20 protein-coding genes and 1 pseudogene are annotated in these 18056 nt (G+C 41.0%); 16 read left to right on the top strand and 5 right to left on the bottom strand.

The window, feature by feature from the left end:
• Positions 1-58 precede the first annotated feature (58 nt).
• From FS736_RS08890 to FS736_RS08865, 5 genes are all read left to right on the top strand, one after another.
• Positions 59-472, top strand: a complete 414-nt coding sequence (locus tag FS736_RS08890) for an SRPBCC family protein (protein WP_144476012.1) — start codon at positions 59-61, stop codon at positions 470-472.
• A gap of 1 nt (position 473) precedes the next feature.
• Positions 474-797, top strand: coding sequence for an ArsR/SmtB family transcription factor (locus FS736_RS08885; protein WP_144476011.1), 324 nt, complete (start codon positions 474-476; stop codon positions 795-797).
• Between the two features lie 14 nt (positions 798-811).
• Positions 812-1207, top strand: coding sequence for a VOC family protein (locus FS736_RS08880; RefSeq protein ID WP_144476010.1), 396 nt, complete (start codon positions 812-814; stop codon positions 1205-1207).
• A gap of 114 nt (positions 1208-1321) precedes the next feature.
• Complete coding sequence (locus FS736_RS08875) at positions 1322-4492, top strand: DEAD/DEAH box helicase (RefSeq protein WP_144476009.1); 3171 nt, start codon at positions 1322-1324, stop codon at positions 4490-4492.
• Positions 4493-4558: 66 nt separating this feature from the next.
• Entirely contained in the window at positions 4559-5923 is a 1365-nt protein-coding gene (locus FS736_RS08865; protein WP_313959714.1) for a redoxin domain-containing protein, read from the top strand.
• Between the two features lie 49 nt (positions 5924-5972).
• On the opposite strand, the gene FS736_RS08860 is transcribed toward FS736_RS08865, so the two are convergent.
• Positions 5973-6806: an STAS domain-containing protein gene (locus tag FS736_RS08860; RefSeq protein WP_144476006.1), complete on the bottom strand. Its 834-nt coding sequence runs from the start codon at positions 6804-6806 to the stop codon at positions 5973-5975.
• Positions 6807-7204: 398 nt separating this feature from the next.
• Here FS736_RS08860 and FS736_RS08855 point away from each other — a divergent pair, with 398 nt between their 5' ends.
• Positions 7205-8077 carry an aminoglycoside 6-adenylyltransferase gene (locus tag FS736_RS08855; RefSeq protein ID WP_144476005.1) on the top strand — a complete coding sequence of 291 codons (873 nt, stop codon included), beginning with the start codon at positions 7205-7207 and terminating at the stop codon, positions 8075-8077.
• 42 nt (positions 8078-8119) lie between these two features.
• On the opposite strand, the gene FS736_RS08850 is transcribed toward FS736_RS08855, so the two are convergent.
• Together FS736_RS08850 and FS736_RS08845 are read right to left on the bottom strand one after the other, a co-directional pair.
• On the bottom strand, positions 8120-9568 hold the full coding sequence (locus FS736_RS08850) for a zf-HC2 domain-containing protein (RefSeq protein ID WP_144476004.1): 1449 nt from the start codon (positions 9566-9568) through the stop codon (positions 8120-8122).
• Entirely contained in the window at positions 9565-10062 is a 498-nt protein-coding gene (locus tag FS736_RS08845) for an RNA polymerase sigma factor (protein ID WP_144476003.1), read from the bottom strand. The genes FS736_RS08850 and FS736_RS08845 overlap by 4 nt, the downstream gene beginning before the upstream one ends.
• A 179-nt stretch (positions 10063-10241) precedes the next feature.
• Here FS736_RS08845 and FS736_RS08840 point away from each other — a divergent pair.
• The 5 genes and pseudogenes from FS736_RS08840 (at position 10242) to FS736_RS08820 (ending at position 13320) form a co-directional block, all read left to right on the top strand.
• A pseudogene (locus FS736_RS08840) lies at positions 10242-10697 on the top strand (GNAT family N-acetyltransferase).
• A 235-nt stretch (positions 10698-10932) separates the two neighbouring features.
• A complete protein-coding gene (locus FS736_RS08835; RefSeq protein ID WP_260983563.1) occupies positions 10933-11847 on the top strand; it encodes a Nif3-like dinuclear metal center hexameric protein in 915 nt (304 codons plus the stop codon).
• A gap of 18 nt (positions 11848-11865) precedes the next feature.
• Positions 11866-12057 carry a hypothetical protein gene (locus FS736_RS08830; RefSeq protein ID WP_144476002.1) on the top strand — a complete coding sequence of 64 codons (192 nt, stop codon included), beginning with the start codon at positions 11866-11868 and terminating at the stop codon, positions 12055-12057.
• 80 nt (positions 12058-12137) lie between these two features.
• Complete coding sequence (locus tag FS736_RS08825; protein ID WP_144476001.1) at positions 12138-12659, top strand: GNAT family N-acetyltransferase; 522 nt, start codon at positions 12138-12140, stop codon at positions 12657-12659.
• A gap of 67 nt (positions 12660-12726) precedes the next feature.
• Positions 12727-13320 (top strand): hypothetical protein, encoded by a 594-nt coding sequence (locus tag FS736_RS08820; protein ID WP_144476000.1) that lies wholly within the window; start codon positions 12727-12729, stop codon positions 13318-13320.
• Here FS736_RS08820 and FS736_RS08815 read toward each other — a convergent pair.
• A complete protein-coding gene (locus FS736_RS08815) occupies positions 13317-13841 on the bottom strand; it encodes an undecaprenyl-diphosphatase (protein WP_313959711.1) in 525 nt (174 codons plus the stop codon). The two genes, FS736_RS08820 and FS736_RS08815, sit on opposite strands and share 4 nt — an antisense overlap.
• Before the next feature lie 74 nt (positions 13842-13915).
• Between FS736_RS08815 and FS736_RS08810 the strand changes: the two genes are divergently transcribed.
• Entirely contained in the window at positions 13916-14377 is a 462-nt protein-coding gene (locus FS736_RS08810; protein WP_144475999.1) for a GyrI-like domain-containing protein, read from the top strand.
• Positions 14378-14515: 138 nt separating this feature from the next.
• Here FS736_RS08810 and FS736_RS08805 read toward each other — a convergent pair whose 3' ends face one another.
• A complete protein-coding gene (locus tag FS736_RS08805; protein WP_144475998.1) occupies positions 14516-14845 on the bottom strand; it encodes a DUF4257 domain-containing protein in 330 nt (109 codons plus the stop codon).
• A gap of 269 nt (positions 14846-15114) precedes the next feature.
• On the opposite strand from FS736_RS08805, the gene FS736_RS08800 reads away from it, so the two are divergent.
• The 4 genes from FS736_RS08800 (at position 15115) to FS736_RS08785 (ending at position 17934) form a co-directional block, all read left to right on the top strand.
• Positions 15115-15561 carry an NUDIX hydrolase gene (locus tag FS736_RS08800; RefSeq protein ID WP_144475997.1) on the top strand — a complete coding sequence of 149 codons (447 nt, stop codon included), beginning with the start codon at positions 15115-15117 and terminating at the stop codon, positions 15559-15561.
• A 130-nt stretch (positions 15562-15691) separates the two neighbouring features.
• On the top strand, positions 15692-16291 hold the full coding sequence (locus FS736_RS08795; RefSeq protein ID WP_144476084.1) for a kinase: 600 nt from the start codon (positions 15692-15694) through the stop codon (positions 16289-16291).
• Positions 16288-16893, top strand: coding sequence for a DUF4253 domain-containing protein (locus FS736_RS08790; RefSeq protein WP_144475996.1), 606 nt, complete (start codon positions 16288-16290; stop codon positions 16891-16893). Before FS736_RS08795 ends, FS736_RS08790 begins: the two co-directional genes overlap by 4 nt.
• 21 nt (positions 16894-16914) lie before the next feature.
• The gene (locus FS736_RS08785) at positions 16915-17934 is read left to right on the top strand and encodes a DUF2332 domain-containing protein (protein ID WP_144475995.1); all 1020 of its coding nucleotides are present in this window, start codon (positions 16915-16917) and stop codon (positions 17932-17934) included.
• Positions 17935-18056 lie beyond the last annotated feature (122 nt).

The raw sequence follows: 18056 nt of genomic DNA, 5'->3' as shown, positions 1-18056 counted from the left end.
GTGTTATAAATTAGAAAGTGACACAAAAAGGTGTTATAAAAACATTGGAGGTCAAACCATGACTATACAACCTGAAATACGCAAAACAATCTTATTGAATGCACCAATTGAAAAAGTGTGGAAAGCAGTTGCCACTTCGGAAGGAATAGCCGCATGGTGGATGCCGAATACGTTCGAAGCAGAACTTGGCAGGGAGTTCATTCTGCACGCTGGGCCTTTTGGTGATTCGCCATGCAAGGTGACAGAATTGGATCCGCCAAATCGACTTGGTTTTGACTGGGGAAAGGATTGGCATCTTGTATTTGAGTTAAGCGATCTTGATGGCAAGACTGAATTTACATTAATACACTCCGGCTGGGATCCTGAAAAGGTTACTGAATTCGGCCAGCCACACACAATTGTCCAGGGTATCATGGATAATGGCTGGGATAAGATCGTCAAAGAAGCACTTCCTTCCTATATCGAGGGTTAACATGCCAGCTTCTCAAGCGAGACATGATGTGTTCCAGGCTGTCGCGGATCCGACTCGCCGAAAAATTTTAAAGCTTCTTGCCGATAAGGAGATGCCGATCGCCTCCATAACTGAAAGATTCCCGATAACCAGGACTGCCGTCAATAAGCATTTATTTGTGTTATCAGAAGCGGGGCTCGTCACCAGCAGGAAAATTGGACGGGAAACACGTTACCTATTGCAGCCGGAACCGCTCCGTGAATTACAGGAATGGCTATCCTTTTTCGAAATCTATTGGGATAACAAATTATCGGCACTGAAAAACTTTGTGGAATCTGATGAATAATAGGAGGCAATCACATGGAAAAAGCAACCCCGTTTTTGATGTTCGAAGGTAATGCAGAGGAAGCAATGAAGTATTATACTTCGCTTATCGAAGATTCCAAAATCACCTCCATATCAAGGTATGGATCAGATGGGCCAGGACAGGAAGGGAGCGTCATTCTGGCGACCTTTACCTTAAAAGGGCAGGAATTCATGTGCATCGACAGCAATATACATCATGAATTCACGTTTACTCCATCTTTTTCAATCTACCTTACCTGCAGTTCTGAAGATGAAATTGACCATTTGTATGAAAAACTGTCTAAAGCAGGTTCAGTATTAATGCCCTTAGGGGATTATTCCTTCAGTAAAAAATTCGCCTGGACAGTTGACAGGTTTGGCGTCTCCTGGCAATTGAATCTGCCTAATTAATCCTTGTGAGCATGGAGAATCCTCCATGCTTTTTACATTCCTGCTTAACAAATGCTGTGATAAAGTCTACACTAATAATTATTGATAAACGCATCTGCCAGGAGGGAAGCAGGCATGGAAATCAAACTGAATCAAAAACTCATCAAAGATTTATGTGGAACTGTTTCCTTTAAACGCGGGGATGCGTTTTACCGTGCGGATAAAGTGAAGTTTACTGATTATAGTGCCAATCGTGCAGAAGCAATTGTATCAGGTGCAGATGACTTCCAGGTCACTGTCATGAATACCGGGGATGGACGTTTCCAGACTGAGTGCACATGCCCGAAGCTTGCATCTGTCACACAAGAGTGCCAGCATGTGGCATCTGTCCTGATTGCGATTCTCGATCAACAGAAGCGGGGAAGTACTACCAGGATAATTCCAACGAAAAACGAACTTGCTGATGGAATGCTGGCCATTTTCACTGAAGAGCCCAGGAGGAAAAGCGGCCATCAGCTGCATTTTGAAACGAGGAAAATCTTGAATACTCAGTTTGTAATCAAGCCACTGGCAGGCAGCAACCAGGAGAATTTGTTAGGTGTCTCCATCAGCCTGGGGCCAGTCAAAGTCGATGATCTGGCAAGCTTTTTATTGAGTATAGCGAAACGCGAGCCAGCAGCGATTTCTCCTCTGTTCCAATACGATCCACAGCTCCATTGCTTTCAAAATGAAACGGATTCTGTCATTATGCTGCTGACTCAAATTGTCCAGGATGCGGATTTGGCTATTAATAAAGGAGACGATGCTTCGATAGTGATCATACCGCCATCATTTTGGCAGCAAATACTGCAGCTGCTTAGGAAGGTGCCAGATGCAAAACTGGAAAGTGGCGGCGAGATTACAGAATTCACTGTTAGCAACGAAAAGCTTCCGCTGGAATTCAATTTTGAAAAAAATACAGCGAATGACTATTCCTTGAAAATTGTCGGCATCCATGCTTTGACTGTTTTCGATAAATATAACGTGGTTTTGTCCAACAGCCAATTAGTGGAACTAAGCCCGGAGGATTTCAGCCGATTGTTTGAACTGAAAAATATGCTGGCGAAATCAAAGACAGACAGCATTCCAATTTTACAGGATCAAATGGGATTCTTCGTGGAAAAAGTCGTTCCCGGCCTGCGCCGTATTGGCGAGGTGCAAATCGATGGCGATATGGCGAAGCAATTCCTGACAGACCCCTTGGCGGCGAAGCTTTACCTTGACAGGGTCAATAACCGATTGCTGGCAGGACTGGAGTTCCAATATGGCAATATTGTATTCAACCCGCTCGAGGACAGGGAACCCCGGGTGAATTCGCTGTTGATCCGTGATGTTGAAAAAGAAGATGTGATCATTGATATACTGGACGAAAGTTCTTTCGCCAAAACGGATGGCGGTTATTTTTTGCATAATGAAGAACTCGAATATGAATTCCTGTATCATGTGCTGCCGAAACTCCAGAAATTTGTTCAGGTCTATGCAACGACTGCGGTCAGGAACAGGATATTCAGGGAGCCGGCCAGACCGCAAATCCGTGTGAAGGTAAAAAAAGAACGGACAAACTGGCTTGAGTTCAAGTTTGAAATGGATGGAATAGCCGAAAAGCAAATTCGGGAAATCCTTGAAGCACTGGAAGAGAAGCAGAAATACTTCCGTTTGCGCAATGGGATGCTAATGTCGCTTGAAACACGAGAATGGGAAGAAATCCAGCGTTTCTTAAAAGCAGGGCCGATCCAGGCAGAGGACCTGGAAAAAGGGTTGAACATGCCGATCATACGGGGAATGCAGATGCTGGATTCATTCGATGATCAATCTGTCATTCTTGCAGAAGAATCCTTCAGGAAATTTTTGGAGGAAATCACCCTTCCGTCAGAAGCTAAATACGTGATTCCTGAAAAACTAGAGCCAGTTTTGCGCGAATACCAAAAGCAGGGCTACCAGTGGCTTAAGACAATCGCAAGTTATGGCTTTGGAGGCATCCTAGCTGATGACATGGGGCTGGGGAAAACGCTTCAAAGCATCACTTATATAGCTTCAGAACTCCCAGATGCAAGGGATAGGAACCAGCCAATTCTGATTGTTTGTCCTTCATCACTGGTCTATAACTGGCTGAGTGAATTTTTGAAATTCACACCAGAAATAGATGCTGTAATCATTGACGGAAATAAAAACGAACGGGCCAGACTATTAACAGCTGTTTCGGAAATGGATGTCGTCATCACTTCTTACATGCTGTTAAGGCAAGACATCCACTTATATGAAAAAATAAAATTCCATACTGTCTTTTTCGATGAAGCACAAGCCTTCAAGAATCCGTTGACGCAAACGGCAAAGGCGGTTATGAATATCCAGGCAGAGCACCGATTTGCCTTGACTGGAACGCCGATTGAAAACTCAACAGAAGAACTGTGGTCCATTTTCAGGGTAGTATTCCCGGAGCTGTTCCAGGGATTAAAGGAATACAGCCATCTGACAAGCAAAACAATCGCACGAAGAATCCGGCCATTCTTGCTGCGGAGAGTAAAAGAGGAGGTACTTGGAGAGCTGCCTGAAAAAATAGAATCCATTGATAGAGTGGAATTGCTTCCTGAACAAAAGAAGCTTTATGCAGCATATTTGGCCAAGCTTCGTCATCAAACCTTAAAGCAGCTTGATAAGAACACAATCAGAAAAAATCGGATTAAAATCCTCGCCGGACTTACCAGACTCAGGCAAATTTGCTGCCACCCGGGCCTGTTTGTCGATGGATACAAGGGAAGTTCTGCAAAGTTTGAACAATTGAAGAAAATAATCGAGGAATCCAGATATGCTGGCAGGAGGGTATTGATCTTCTCACAGTTCACTAAAATGCTTGGCATGATTGCGAGGGAGTTAGCATATCAGGGCATTCCCTACTTTTACCTGGATGGACAGACGCCATCCGAAGACCGGGTACAAACTTGCGAAAAGTTCAATGCCGGAGAGCGGGATTTTTTCCTGATTTCATTGAAAGCAGGAGGGACGGGCTTGAATCTGACTGGAGCCGATACAGTCATCCTTTATGATTTATGGTGGAATCCAGCGGTTGAAGAGCAGGCTGCTGACCGGGCACACCGTATGGGCCAGAAAAATAAAGTTCAGGTCATTAAATTAATCTCAAAAGGAACGATTGAAGAGAAAATGAATGAGCTGCAGGAGAAAAAGCGAAATATGATCGAAGAAATCATTGAAGAAAAATCCTCAGTGACGCTGACAGAGGATGATATCCGCGAAATCCTTATGATATGACTTCTTAGAGAGTTATAGCTTTAACAAAGTTCTAGTTAGGCCGATAATAATCTGTGAGCCAAGCTTTTGCATGATATAGATAGAGGAGAGATTATATTGGCCAATAAAGGATTGAACGTAGGCAAGCAAGCACCGGATTTTACGCTGCAGGGGACAAATAATACAAAATATAGTTTATCTGATTTTTCCGGCCAGCCGGTCATTCTTGTCTTTTTAAGAGGCACATGGTGACCGAACTGCCGGAATCAGCTGGTCCAGCTGAATGAACATTATGATTTCCTAAAAGAAAAAGGGCTTCAAGTATTGGGTATTGCAGGCCAGAATTTAAAAGGAATCCAATCGTATGTAGACAAAGAAGGAATAAAAATTCCGATTTTGTCTGATGAATCCAGGCAAGTCATTAAGAGATATGAAGTATTTGTCCCTATTAAATGGGATAGTTTCAGGATTGCAATTCCAAGCACCTATATTTTGGATGAAGATCATGTCATCCGTTACAGCTATATCGGGGATTCGCAATTCGATCGCCCGGCGCTCGAAGAGATTTTCAGCAAAGTGGATGAATTCCGTCTTCCTGGCGAAGCCGGGGAGGAACCGGAGGGTACCGGGAACGCTGCTGTTTTTGTTGGAGCAATGAGGGAGACCTTCCAGGATATTGTATTATCTACCCATACAATTCAAACCAGTGTCAAACACAATCTATCGTCCATTCATGAACTGGAAAATCAGCTAACTCAGAATAAAGAGGCGTTATCACAATTCTTTTCTGTATTTGAGCAAATGGAATCACAGATCAATCGATACAGTGAGGCAATTGATAAGGTAGTTGATGGCTCTGTTGCTGTCATAGAGGATAATAGACAGGCCTCTGACCATATGAAACAAACATCTGAATTGCTGAAGGAATTAGTGGGTTTGACACAAACGATTGGAAGCATCAGCTCGACTATTTCTTCAATTTCTGCCCAAACAAAAATCCTTGCCTTGAATGCTTCCATTGAAGCGGCAAGAGCGGGGGAGCATGGGAAAGGTTTTTCAGTGGTGGCAAAAGAAGTTGGCAAACTGGCAGCTGCTTCTTCAGATGCGTCACAAAACATTTCCACACAACTGGAAGAAATCGAAAATAAAATCAGTTCAAGTTTCTCTTCATTTAATGATTTTGACGGGCTGATGCAGCAAATTGACGCAAAGGTAAAATCACAAAACAAAGAGTTGGAAACGATCTCGTCTGGCATACTGTCCATTAAGGACGAGAGTACCTCCCTGGCGGACCGTCTGCGAAACATCACTGACCGTGAAGAAGCCCAACAGCGGAAAATTGGCTCAGTTAAACAACAGGAATTGAATATCTCCTCAGAGATCGATGGCATCAACAGCGATATTGAGGAAAATAATAAGCTTCTGCTTGAGTTAGATCAGAGAGTGCATTAATCATAAAAAGCTAGCCCCTTTGTCAAAAACAAAGGGGCTTTTAGTGTCTTTATTTTGGTTCGCTATCTAGATAAGACCTAAGAGTCTGCTGTAATGTTCCCCTGGTATCTGCTTTTTGATCCAGGTTGATTCCAGTATGGATCATTTTCCTTACAAGCTCAGGGCGCATCCCGGTTATGACAGCCTTAGAGCCCATCATGGCAACACCATTCAAGACTTTTTGGAAATGGTCGATGACGTTCATTTCCATATCCGCAATTCCGGATAGGTCCATGATCAAGGTCTGGACTTTTAGCCTGGATATATCCATCAGGACCTTTTCTTCAATAATCTGCATTCTGTAATCATCAATCATCCCGATTAGCGGAAGTACGGCAACAGTAGCGCTGACAGGGATAATAGGAACGGAGAGATGTTCAACCAATTTTCGCTGTGAATTGAGCAGTTCATCCTTGTACTTTGTATAAGTTAAGAAGAAGGTATTCAAGAATTGGTCTACCTGGTCATTGATCTTTTTCTCCAGCTGGAAAAAATCCTCGCGATCGGTATCATTATTATGCAATTGGTCATACTGGTTCAGAAATTGCCATAACGTCCGGCGGATGGCCTGAATCCATTCTAGTTTGAAGGCAACAGTCAAAGAATGTTCTGCCCAGGCGATCCCTTCTTGTTCAGCAAAAGCGATCAGTTCATCTTCTTGCTCCTCAACTATGTAGACAATCAACTTTTCAGCGTTCTTTAACAGGTCAATATTTCCCTTTTGAAGGATTTCGTGAATTTTAGTAGCAACATTCACTGCTTCTGATAATAATTGTTTTTCAAACTGGTCTCTATTTGTTTTAATGAAATCGGTTATATCTTTTTCGTTAAAAGTTGATTCCATTTCTTTGTACACTCCTCAATATATACTTTACTGTAATTAACAACACAGATATAGGGAAAACTACTCCTTTTTAAAACTGTATCAAAATGGGGTGGCGAATTCAAATAATTAAAAGCTTGTTCTCTATAATTAAAGGATAAATCAAATTATAAAAGAAGTATAATAAATAGTATTTTTTAGAGGGGGAAATCAATGGGCTGGTTGGTTATTGTCATTATTGGATATTAGCCGATAATTTACCGAATCCATCGACGGCTAGATTTTTTGGAAAAAGAAGTTGAACGGTTGAGTAAAGACAACGAGAGCCGGAGAAGTGAATAGCGATTGGTTGCATCCAGATAACTTTGTTAATCATAAAGTTATTATGTAAAGTGGTTTCGAAAGGGAGAAATTAGCAGATGAAACAGGAAAAAGAAATATTGAGCCTGCTGGTTGATTGGGCACAGCGAAATGATCATATACGCACAGTTCTTATGACAAGTTCCCGAGCCAACCCGCACGCTTTCACAGACTTATTTACCGACTATGATTTCGAAATCTTTGTGGATGATTTAGATGGTTTTATGAGTGACGATGGCTGGCTCGATCAATTTGGTACGCTCATCAAGAAAGTGGTTTTGCAGGACGGGAACTGGCGTACGCGTCTAGTCCTTTACGAGGATGGCACAAAAATCGATTTTCAGATATCAACCAATGATTTCATAAAGAGCCTCACAAAGCTTAAAGAGCTGCCGGCAAAATATGATAATGGCTATAAAGTCCTATTGGACAAGGATGATTACACTAAAAGAATGCCCGCTCCTTCCTATAAGGCTTTTATCACAAAGAGGCCCTCGGAAGAAATCTACGCTGAGATCATCAACAGTTTTTGGGGAGATACGGCATACGTAGCCAACAGCCTCTGGCGTGATGAACTGTATTTTGCGAAATTCATGCTCGACAATGTGATCCGATTCGATTACCTTCAGCCAGCAATTGAATGGTATCTTGGGGTCAAACATGATTGGTCAATAAATCCCAACAAGTTCGGGCGCTGGTTCAAACGTTACCTGGACCCCGAAACATGGTCAGAATTGGAGGGGACTTATGCAGGAGCCGGGATTGAAGAAAACTGGGTAGCCCTTTTCAGGACTGCAGACCTGTTCAGCCGTCTGGCCCAGGAAGTCGGGGAGAGTTTGGGGTATCAGTATCCCATTGAATATGAGCGTAAAATGAGGGAGTACTTGTTGAAAGTCAGGAATCTGCCTAAAGATGCGAAACTCTTTATTTAGTATAAAAGACTGCCTGTTACCGGGCAGTCTTTTACCATTCTATTACTCCTCAAAGTATATTTTCTCCTCGAGGCCAGTTTTGGCTGAAATAAATTTCCCATCCTCGAAGTTTTCCAAAACGGGTTCCATGTAGACTAGTTCAAAATTGCCTGTTAAAGCGGAATAAATGATTACTGATTGTTTTTTAACAGTAAGGTCAAAGGTAGATGAAAAATGAACTTGATTCAGTGATTCGAATGAAGGAACATGGCGACTGTGGTCGAAGCTTTCAAGCTCACCGTTCCTGGCATTTAGATTAAGATAAGTTTCAGTTTCAAACGGTGTATATAAAGAATAACCTTGAACTTTTGGCACCGCTTTGAAGCTATAAATCTTGTATCTTGAATCATTTGCAGAAGAGTTAAAATTAAAGCCTAATGAAACGACTTCAAGATTTATATCTTTTCCATACATCTTTTCTAAATAATACCTGGCTTTTTTCTCAGCTTCTTCCTGGTCCATGACTGGCCCATCAGTTAATGGTCCAGTATCCCCAACGTAATTAGTGATTTGGCCGGTGACTGCGTCAATATCCCCACCGAAGCCATTTTTATTTTCAAAACGGTAGAGATACAATGCATTGACCGGACTTTCTTTTTCCAATTCAATTTCATCTCGATCCATATTCAGTGCGTCGGCAATTCGTTTCTTCAACTCGGACTCCTTCATAGGCTTGATTTGGTCCGGCATTTTATGAAAACGGGTATAGCTGTAGCTCAATAAATTGACATTCTCATAAAATTTATCCATCTTTTTTACATCCAACATGTGGAGATATGAACTATATCCATGGTGTGTTTTCCAATATTCCACGCTTGTTATTTCTTCCTGTTCCTTAAAGTACTTCTTAAGTGCCTGGAATGCTGCTTCATCTGTTTCAGACCATCTTCCCTGGTCGTAACGGGTTTTCATGACTTGGACCATCGAATTCAATCTCTGGGTATTTAGGCTGAGATGGAAGGTAGTCGAGTCAGTGAATTTGCTTTCAATAAAGTTCATATATTCTTCAAGCTCCATTACTCCTTCGAATAATCGGTGAAATGCTTGCTCAATGTACATAAGATCTTTCTGTTCTTTATTTTTAATGGAATCGAACATTACTGGAGAGTTTTCGATCGCGACATAATAGTCGCTAACAGCCATGAACATTTTTTCCCTTTCATTTATATAATTTGTTAAAATCATTGAAAATATGATGGCGGCAAGGACAACGGATATAAGTCTTAAGCGATTCAGCTTCATCTTCAAAATGATTTTCTCATCAAGTGATTGGGACACAGTCGGCTCTTCTATGTCATTTACATGAATCGTAGTTTCTCCCGTTTCGTAAAAATGCTTGCATGCCTCACATACCTTAAGATGATCCTCAACAGCTGTTTTCACCGAAGGTCTTAAGTCGTTTTCTATATATAACGGATAAAGATCCTGAACTACTTCATGTTCCAATCTCATTCTCCTTCCTCCAAATTTCTGTAAATTTCCTTGAATTTCTTTCTGGCCCGGTACAAGCCCACTTTTACCTGGCCGATTGTTTCGTTGGTTACAAAGGCAACTTCCTCATACGAAAGGCCGTTGGCATCACGTAAAATAATATAAGTCCGGTAATTCTCCGGCAGTTGCAGCAACGTCAGCTCAATCTGGTTTTGATCATCTGAACGTTTGTATTGATCTGGCTGTTCAGCCCATTGTTCGTCGATCAAATCTGACTGAAACTCGATTTTGTTTTGTTTCTTCTTGCTGAAATTGATATATGTGTTTCGTGCTATTTTAAAAAGCCAGGTTTTCAACGAGGATTCACCACGGTAACTGGACAGTGAATGGAATGCCTTCAAAAATGTATCCTGGGTAAGATCTTCGGCAATATGCTGATTCATAGTTGACCGGTATAGGTACAAGAATATCGCCTTCTTGTAGGTTTCATATAATTCAATCCTCGGGTCTGACATTCCATCCCCCTCTCTCTGAAAGCATAGACATCAGAAAATGGTAAAAGTTACACCTAATTATAAAAAAACCACCTAGAAGGTTGAGAATTTTTCAACTAATGGTAAAATTATCTAAAATATCAACATGATTATCATCGGATAAGTTTTATATTTTTATAGATACAAAGGAGTATTTTAGGATGTTAATTTTAAAGCCAATAATAAAGGGCAACTGGGAGGAGGCAATCCAGTTAAAAGTTAAAGAAGAGCAAAAGCCTTTTATGGCTTCAAACCTGTATTCAATTGCTGAAGTCCAGTTCCTTGACCAGTTCTAAGCTTACGGGATTTATGATGGTGATCAGATGGTGGGCTTTGCGATGTATGGCATTGACCCGGATGACAATAACTATTGGATTTATCGGCTGATGATCGATGAGGCACATCAGGGAAAAGGGCTTGGAACGGAAGCTGTAAAATTGATCGTTGACGAGATCAAAAAGAAAAACACTGCTGGAATTCCGCTCATAATGATCGGCTACAACCAGGAAAACGCAGGTGCAAAAGCAACCTACATGAAAGCGGGCTTTGTTGAGACAAAAGTCGCTCCTTGGGGAGAGCAGCTGGCAGCATATAGACCGAAGAAAGATGTTCAATGAAAGTCAAAAGTGAGAGAGACTAATGCAAAAGTTACATCACCGAGGTGACGGATATAAATGAGAGAAACGAAGTCAAAAGTGTCCATCAACAGGGCTATGACGGACAAAAATGAGAGAAACGAAGTCAAAAGTGTCCATCAACAGGGCTATGACGGACAAAAGTGAGAGAAATGAAGTTAAAAGTGTCCGTAATAATCAATAAGACCTTAAATTGAAACAAATGGGGAGTGGTTTTTTGAATCTGGAAGAGTTAGTGATTGCTTTAAATAGGGAGTTCGATGTGGAGTCATTTGGCAAGGACCCAGGCTTTAGCAGGTTCATCCCGGCTGCATATGAATCTACGGGATTTAAGTGGCAGGAAGTTTTTGAAAAGAGATATACTGAGCTTTTTAACGGGCTAATGATTAAAGGGACGCCTGAAGTGAGCAAGGTATTCCTGGCTGTGTTTCCAACCGATGAGGTACTTGAATATTTTATCCGTACCAGCACAGAAGGAGACCTGCTTTTCATGCACCACTCTCTCCTGATGGAGTGTGGTGATCCTAATGGGGAATGGGGACGCGGGTTTGTACCAATAAAAGAAGAATTCTTAAACAGAATAATAGATAAAAAGCTATCCGTTTATACAGTTCATGAACCATTGGATTTTCACCGAGAATTGGGGACTAGTGTAGCGATTCAGCAATCCCTTGGCGGGAGGAAAATCGATGGGTTTTTACCAGGGAATAATGGGGAGGACCTGGTGTTTATTTGTGAAATAAACGAAATCGGTACCGATGATCTTGTTACTAAACTAGAGAAAATTTTCGAAATCCCATATGTTGATCTAGAAGGCAAGAAACATGACCGGATTACAAAAGTAGCGATTGTTGCGGGCTGCGGTGACAAGGTTGACTGGATGAAGGAGGCCGAAAAGAGAGGAGTTCAGGCATATATCACAGGTGAAATCCATTGCCATATTGATAATGATTATGGGAAAAGGAAATATCAGCAGATGATGGATTATGTCAGCGAATCCAACATGTCGTTGATCGGCGTTTCTCATTCGGCTTCTGAATACTTGGTAAAGAAAACATTGATTAGGGACTGGTTTCACGAAAAACTCAAAATGGAGACTATCCTGGTTCCTCAGGAAAAATGGTGGCTTTAAAAAGGAGCAGAAAATAAGATGAAATACTGGCTTGCGTCAATCGTTTTAATTGTTGTTTCTGTATTGTTTTTAAAACAAGGGATGGACTTATGGAAGCTAGGGACTGATGTTGATGGAGATGGAATGGGTATTCATTTCTTGGGGTTTTTGAAATCAATGACAGCGTTCCAGAAACTAGTATTCCTTCTTATGCCACAGGCTATTTTATAGCAGCTGGGTTATCTATTGGGCTGATGTTGGTTATATTCGGTAGAAAATATGTGCGTGTTAAAACTAGGGGGGATTTGCTAATGGAAGAAAAAGTTCATCTGATTAAGCCAACAGAAGATTTGGAAAGTGAGTATCTTGAGTTTTATCATGAGTGGAAAGACAGCGGAGAAGATATGATTCCCTGGGTAATTGCAAGGGACCCAGCGGATTTTCCTAGCATGGTCCAATTCTTGCTGGATAATGAAAAAGGAGTCAACATTCCGAAAGGCTGGGTTAAAGACTCTACATACTGGCTTGTAAACGATAACAAAAAAGTATTGGGTGTAGTCAACATCAGGCATGGCCTCACTGAGAAACTATTCAACATTGGCGGCCATATAGGCTATGGGATTCGACCTAGTGAAAGGCGTCAAGGGTACGCGACAAAAATCCTTGCCTATTCACTGGAAAAAACGAAGGAATTAGGAATCGAGAAAGTCCTTGTCGTTTGTGATGCTGTCAATATTGGATCCGCAAGAACCATAATCAATAATGGCGGAGTAGAGGATGTCAGCTTTACTGAGGAAGATGGCAATGTGGTAAGAAGGTTTTGGATAGAATAAAAGTATTGAAATTTTAAAGTTGAGAAGCATTGCTAATTGGCAATAAGTCTTAAAGGATAGTGATTACATGCAAGAAAATGCATTTGAAATAGAAGTAAATGCTCCTTATGCCTTAAACTATATGGTTTTTCTCCAGAATATCTATTTGAATCAGAATAGGTATCAGGAGGATCGGCAGGTTTTTCCTTATGTTGATTCGAGCAAATGGGGATTACTGGGGAATGTTCAATTTGTTGATGCCTTTAAGGAAGTATGGGAAACTTTGCTTCAAAAAAACTTAAATAAGAGGTTCGACCATAATGGCATTCTAACTGATGAGAAGGCTCTGTTTCAAAGGTTATTTCAAGGTACGGCTGCGGGAGTGTTTGGGTTTGAGGAAAGCTCAAAGGCTTTCCTGGTATGGTGGATAAGTTTTGCTGGCAAAATAGCGGTTGAACGTGTCTTTGAGGGGGATGCCATGACCAAGTTATACAAGGAACTGGCAGGCTCAGTAAAAACAACTCGTGAAAATAACCGGTTAAATATCGCTTTGTTGTATGACCGCCTGGTTTTGTGTGGTTCTTTTCAGCAATCCTGGTACCTAACTTTGCCAATTGAAGATGTATTTTTAATAAATCGCAGACCGGAATTACTTGAACTTATGCGAAATTCGTGTAACTAGCTGGGCTCAGGTTTGTTTCCGGATTTACCGAATGAAAAGATTCTCGTCACAACGCTTATCATTGTTCCAAGAAAGGCACTTCCAACAATATCAGATGGGTAATGGTGTCCCACCCAGATTCTAGAAAAACCTGTAAGTGCCGACATCCACATCATGATTGTCCCCAGGGTCCGGTGGAACATCAGGATAGTGGTAGATGCTGCGAAAGCGAGCATTGTATGCTTGCTTGGAAAGGAAGAATCCATTTTTGAAGGAATAAGAATTCCAACGCGCCGGTTCATGAATGGGCGCGGTTTAAAGTAAAATAAGTGGATGAAGAACTGGGCAGCCAAGCTGACGGCCACTGAAAGGCTCGTTTCAATTGCGATTTTTTTGTTGAACCTGTTCTTGAACAGCATCACTACAATGATGAAAAGATAAACATAACGTATACGATTTGAAATAAGGATCATTAATTTATCCGCTGTTGAATAACGGCCGGATAGTCTGTTAATCAGCTGGAAAAGTTTAAGGTCCATCATGTTTCTCCTCAATGTTTTAATTTTACTTTTCCCTTGCTGATGCCAAAAATGTATGGAAAAAGGAGACTATATAAATGCAAGCAAAGGTAGTCAAAAAAGAAGCATTTAAAGCAGTGGGAGTTAAATGGATTGGAACTTTTGAACAGGCAGCCAGAGGGGAAATTAAGACTTTTCATCACGAATTCCTTGAAAGAAAGAATCAGATTAAAAATGCTATCGAGCCTGAAAACATTTTGGGGCTATCTTATCACAACACAGAACATGGCTTTACATATTATCTTGCCCTTGAAGTGAAAGATACTCAGTCTATACCTGAAGAAATGGAGTTCATTACGGTTCCGGCGTATACATTTGCCAGCTTAGAATATAAAGGATCAGCAGTGCATGAAGCATATACAAGGTTGTATACTTGGGTCAAAGAAAAAGGTTATACCTTAATACAAAATGATTTGGAGCATCTGGAAGAGTATCCAGGAAGCTTTGATCCTTTAAAAGATGCACCTGAACTGAAGATTCATATTCCAATTATGATTTAGCATGGCATTTAAAAGGGATTTTTGAGGAATATTTGGGGATAAATGGAGTGGCTTAAAATTTCCCAAGTTCATTTTTATCAAAAAAAAACAAGCACTCAGGAAGCTGCTTGACCAGTGGCGTTAGCAAACTTCTTTCTCTCAGGCTGAGGTATTGGTTTTTTCATTGCCAATATCCTCCCCGCCATTATTACCGCTGCTTATTCGAAATAATTCCAGTCCTCTTAGTAAGGCATCCCCCCCGAAACCAGCCATTATGGACATTAAAAATACCCGGAGCATTGAGTCAGCCTCGGATGAGACTACCAACAGTGCTGCTGCTAAGGAACCTGTAAGGATTTCTTCAAGAAAACCGAGGTAGATAAATTTCTTTGTTTTTCTTGGCATGATGATTTTGCCGCGTTTTCTTACATGTGCCGTCAGTCCAACAAATCCACCAATGACCATTGCGAAAATCATGTTTTCTAACAAATTGATCACTCTCCTAAAGTCCAGATTTTTGTTGGTCGACCTTAGGTAACTCTGGATGTATTACTATTATACAAGTATTAATGGTGGAAAAGCATGCGTAAATTTATCGAATTTTCAGTATATTTATATGGTAAATAATATGTGTAACTTTTTGGAAGATAATGTTTTATTGTCCAATTTGGAAAAGTTACAGGCCTAAAGTCATAAAGAACGCATTTGATACGGGCGTCTGAAGCATTAAGAATGATTTGTTAAAGAGGAGGACAAAAATGTTTATTTTGAATGTGGAAGGTGCGATCCAGAGAGAGGGAAAATGGCTCATTATTGAGAGGAGTACAAAGGAAGAACACGCTGGAGGGCAATTATCACTTGTTTGCGGCAAAGTAGAAAATGAAGGATTTTCTAAAGACTTGCTTGAGCGGACCTTGAAAAGGGAGCTATTTGAGGAAGTCGGAATCGAAATTAATTGCAATTTGAAATATCTGCGAAGCAGCTCGTTTGTACTGCCTGACGGGAGAGAAGTACTCGACCTGGTGTTCCATTGTGTCATTGAAACAGGAGAACCGTTTGCAAAAAGTCCAGATGAGGTGGAGGCGGTATATTGGATGTCTGCAGAAGAAATTTATGATCATCCAAACGCACCAATCTGGTTAAAGGAAAGCATAGAAGAAGCCGAGCGTTATGATCAATCTTCGACAATGAAGGCCACCAATTAAGGTGGTTGTTTTTTTGCCTAAAAAAGGAAATGTAAGGTCGGATATCGAATATGTTAAGGAATTTCTTCAGTGAATTGAGAGGTAGGCAAATTTGAATATCTTAGAAAAGTTAGTCAGTGAATTCATGTCGATGAGTAATCATAAGCATAGATTGATCATTGGCATTGACGGGCTCAGCCGGTCAGGGAAAACGACCATTGTAAAGAAGTTGGCTGCATTGCTCGAAGAATACGAAATGAAAAGCCAGATCATCCATTTGGATGACCATATTGTCGATCGGACGAAAAGATATGGAACCGGTGAAGCGGAGTGGAAGGAGTATTATTACTTGCAGTGGGAAGTTGAGAAACTGGAGGAAATATTATTTGAAAAACTCCAACAAGAAAATGAACTGGTGCTTCCATTCTATGATGAGCAACTGGATCAGCAAGTATATAAAAAGCTGGACTTAACAGGCAAGAAGGTTGTTTTGGTCGAAGGGATATTCCTGCAGCGGGAAGAATGGAAAGCGTATCTGGACTATGCCATTTTTATCGATTGCCCACGTGAAATAAGATTTCGGAGGGAAAATGCCCGAACTCGGAAGAATATCGAAAAGTTCGAGAATAGATATTGGAAAGCGGAGGATTATTATCTGGAAAAGCTCAATCCGAGGGTGAAAGCCGATAAAGTCCTAACATGTCATCAATTGGTGGACGCTCCATTTTGTATAGAAGGTGATAGTGAATGAATTGGAAAAAAATATTTAGCATTGGCGGAGGTTCAAACCAAGACAGTAATATAGCTGACCTGGGGATTCCTGATGAGGTGCTTTCCATCATAAGTAAATTCACCACTGGCAAGTTGAAGCCGTTCTATAAAACAGATCTGTATACAGATAAGAGGGGAGAAATCATAGGAGTCTGTATGGAGGTAAAACAGGATCAAGCGGAAAATCTTGTTTTAAAAATGAGAAAGGAAATGGAGGTATTAGGATTCCTCCCTTTTATATGTGATACCGAACATAATAAGGTGTGTATCAGCCAAGTTTCAGACCAGTTTGACATCATTAAAATTCAGCAAACCAATGGAGATAACTATGATATTAGCAACGAAATGGTTGTTTCCAAACTGAAGGAGTGGCATCTCAGGTATCCATTCACCATCATAGGGGCGGATTTTGACTGGGTGGAAGCCACGTTCCAGGTAATTCCTGATGGTAAAAATTTGAGGTCTTTCGCCACCGAAATGTATAAATTCTGTCCAGACATCGTTGAGCAAGGGTCAGGTTCAATCAATGGATTAATGGAAGAATTGAAAGAGTCGAAGAAATTATTCTTATGGTGGGACTGATCATCATTCGGGGGGATCGATATGGATTCAAAGATTTTCGAGAAGTTTAAACATTTTGCTGTTCATGAATGCTGGGGATCAAGTCCATTATATGAATGTCTTTCTTTAAAAATAGCTGAGGATCGGGAAATGCTTGAACTTGCAAGTAAAGTGAGGATTGGCCAGCCGGTGCCAAATTTGCTTTTGGGGGCAGTACATTATTTGCTGATGCAAGGGTATGAGCATCCACTTGCTGAATTTTACCCAAGCCTGACTGACAATCCACGGGAGAGTGATGAAGCTTTTGCTGCTTTCGTGGATTTTTGCCGGGAATATAGAGAAGAGATCACTGAGATAATTGAAAGCAAAATCGTTCAGACAAATGAGGTAAGGCGCTGTTCTTATCTATACCCGGTTTTCAGCCATATTTACCGAATGGTCCAAAAACCATTGGCCTTGATTGAAATCGGGACTAGTGCGGGCTTGCAGCTTTTCCTGGATCAATATAGCTATTCATATGGTACAGGCCAAATATATGGGGAAACTGATTCGCCTGTTCACTTAACATCAAAGATCGAAGGACAAAATAATCTATTTAGTGAAATGGACATCCCTAAGGTGAAGACGAGGATTGGAATCGACCTGCATATTAATGATGTGAAGAATATGGAGGATTATCTTTGGCTTAATGCTCTCATTTGGCCGGAACATCATGAAAGGCGGGAACTGTTTGAAAAAGCAGCGAACTTTGTGGCTAACCAGTCTTTGAGATTAATAGAAGGGGATGGAGCAGAAATGCTCAGCTCCCTTGCTGGTGAAATCCCTGATGAGCAGGTAATCTGCGTTTTTCATACCCATGTTGCCAACCAAATGCCCGGCACAACCAAGAAAAAGCTTTTGGACCAAGTAAAAGAGATTGGTGAAAGAAGGGACATCTTTCATATTTACAATAATATCTACGACTCAAGGCTCCACCTGGATTACTATCTGGATGGAAAAGAAAGCCTGAACACAATCGGGGAAACCGAGGGTCATGGCCGCTGGTTCAGCTTGAATCTTTAGCTTCAAATTTACCAGATAGGGTGTCATTAATGGAGAAGGGTCCTTTTTTATTGAGTATTTTTTATGGGTGGAATTATGTTTTTTTCATTATACCTACTTATTTTCATTAGAACAGTGAAAGG

This window comes from Cytobacillus oceanisediminis 2691, from assembly GCF_007678455.1.
Taxonomy (GTDB): Bacteria; Bacillota; Bacilli; order Bacillales; family Cytobacillaceae; genus Mesobacillus; species Mesobacillus oceanisediminis_A.
The sequence above is the reverse complement of the archived record's forward strand: the minus strand, read 5'-3'. Positions and strand labels throughout refer to the sequence as shown.

Coding starts and splice junctions, on each gene's coding strand:
- FS736_RS08850 (WP_144476004.1), bottom strand. CDS start 9,568: ATGAGATTGGAACATGAAGTAGTTCAGGATCTTTATCCGTTATATATA.
- FS736_RS08825 (WP_144476001.1), top strand. CDS start 12,138: ATGGAAGAAAAAGTTCATCTGATTAAGCCAACAGAAGATTTGGAAAGT.
- FS736_RS08875 (WP_144476009.1), top strand. CDS start 1,322: ATGGAAATCAAACTGAATCAAAAACTCATCAAAGATTTATGTGGAACT.
- FS736_RS08810 (WP_144475999.1), top strand. CDS start 13,916: ATGCAAGCAAAGGTAGTCAAAAAAGAAGCATTTAAAGCAGTGGGAGTT.
- FS736_RS08845 (WP_144476003.1), bottom strand. CDS start 10,062: ATGTCAGACCCGAGGATTGAATTATATGAAACCTACAAGAAGGCGATA.
- FS736_RS08795 (WP_144476084.1), top strand. CDS start 15,692: ATGAGTAATCATAAGCATAGATTGATCATTGGCATTGACGGGCTCAGC.
- FS736_RS08880 (WP_144476010.1), top strand. CDS start 812: ATGGAAAAAGCAACCCCGTTTTTGATGTTCGAAGGTAATGCAGAGGAA.
- FS736_RS08860 (WP_144476006.1), bottom strand. CDS start 6,806: ATGGAATCAACTTTTAACGAAAAAGATATAACCGATTTCATTAAAACA.
- FS736_RS08885 (WP_144476011.1), top strand. CDS start 474: ATGCCAGCTTCTCAAGCGAGACATGATGTGTTCCAGGCTGTCGCGGAT.
- FS736_RS08815 (WP_313959711.1), bottom strand. CDS start 13,841: ATGATGGACCTTAAACTTTTCCAGCTGATTAACAGACTATCCGGCCGT.
- FS736_RS08855 (WP_144476005.1), top strand. CDS start 7,205: ATGAAACAGGAAAAAGAAATATTGAGCCTGCTGGTTGATTGGGCACAG.
- FS736_RS08890 (WP_144476012.1), top strand. CDS start 59: ATGACTATACAACCTGAAATACGCAAAACAATCTTATTGAATGCACCA.
- FS736_RS08785 (WP_144475995.1), top strand. CDS start 16,915: ATGGATTCAAAGATTTTCGAGAAGTTTAAACATTTTGCTGTTCATGAA.
- FS736_RS08820 (WP_144476000.1), top strand. CDS start 12,727: ATGCAAGAAAATGCATTTGAAATAGAAGTAAATGCTCCTTATGCCTTA.
- FS736_RS08830 (WP_144476002.1), top strand. CDS start 11,866: ATGAAATACTGGCTTGCGTCAATCGTTTTAATTGTTGTTTCTGTATTG.
- FS736_RS08800 (WP_144475997.1), top strand. CDS start 15,115: ATGTTTATTTTGAATGTGGAAGGTGCGATCCAGAGAGAGGGAAAATGG.
- FS736_RS08790 (WP_144475996.1), top strand. CDS start 16,288: ATGAATTGGAAAAAAATATTTAGCATTGGCGGAGGTTCAAACCAAGAC.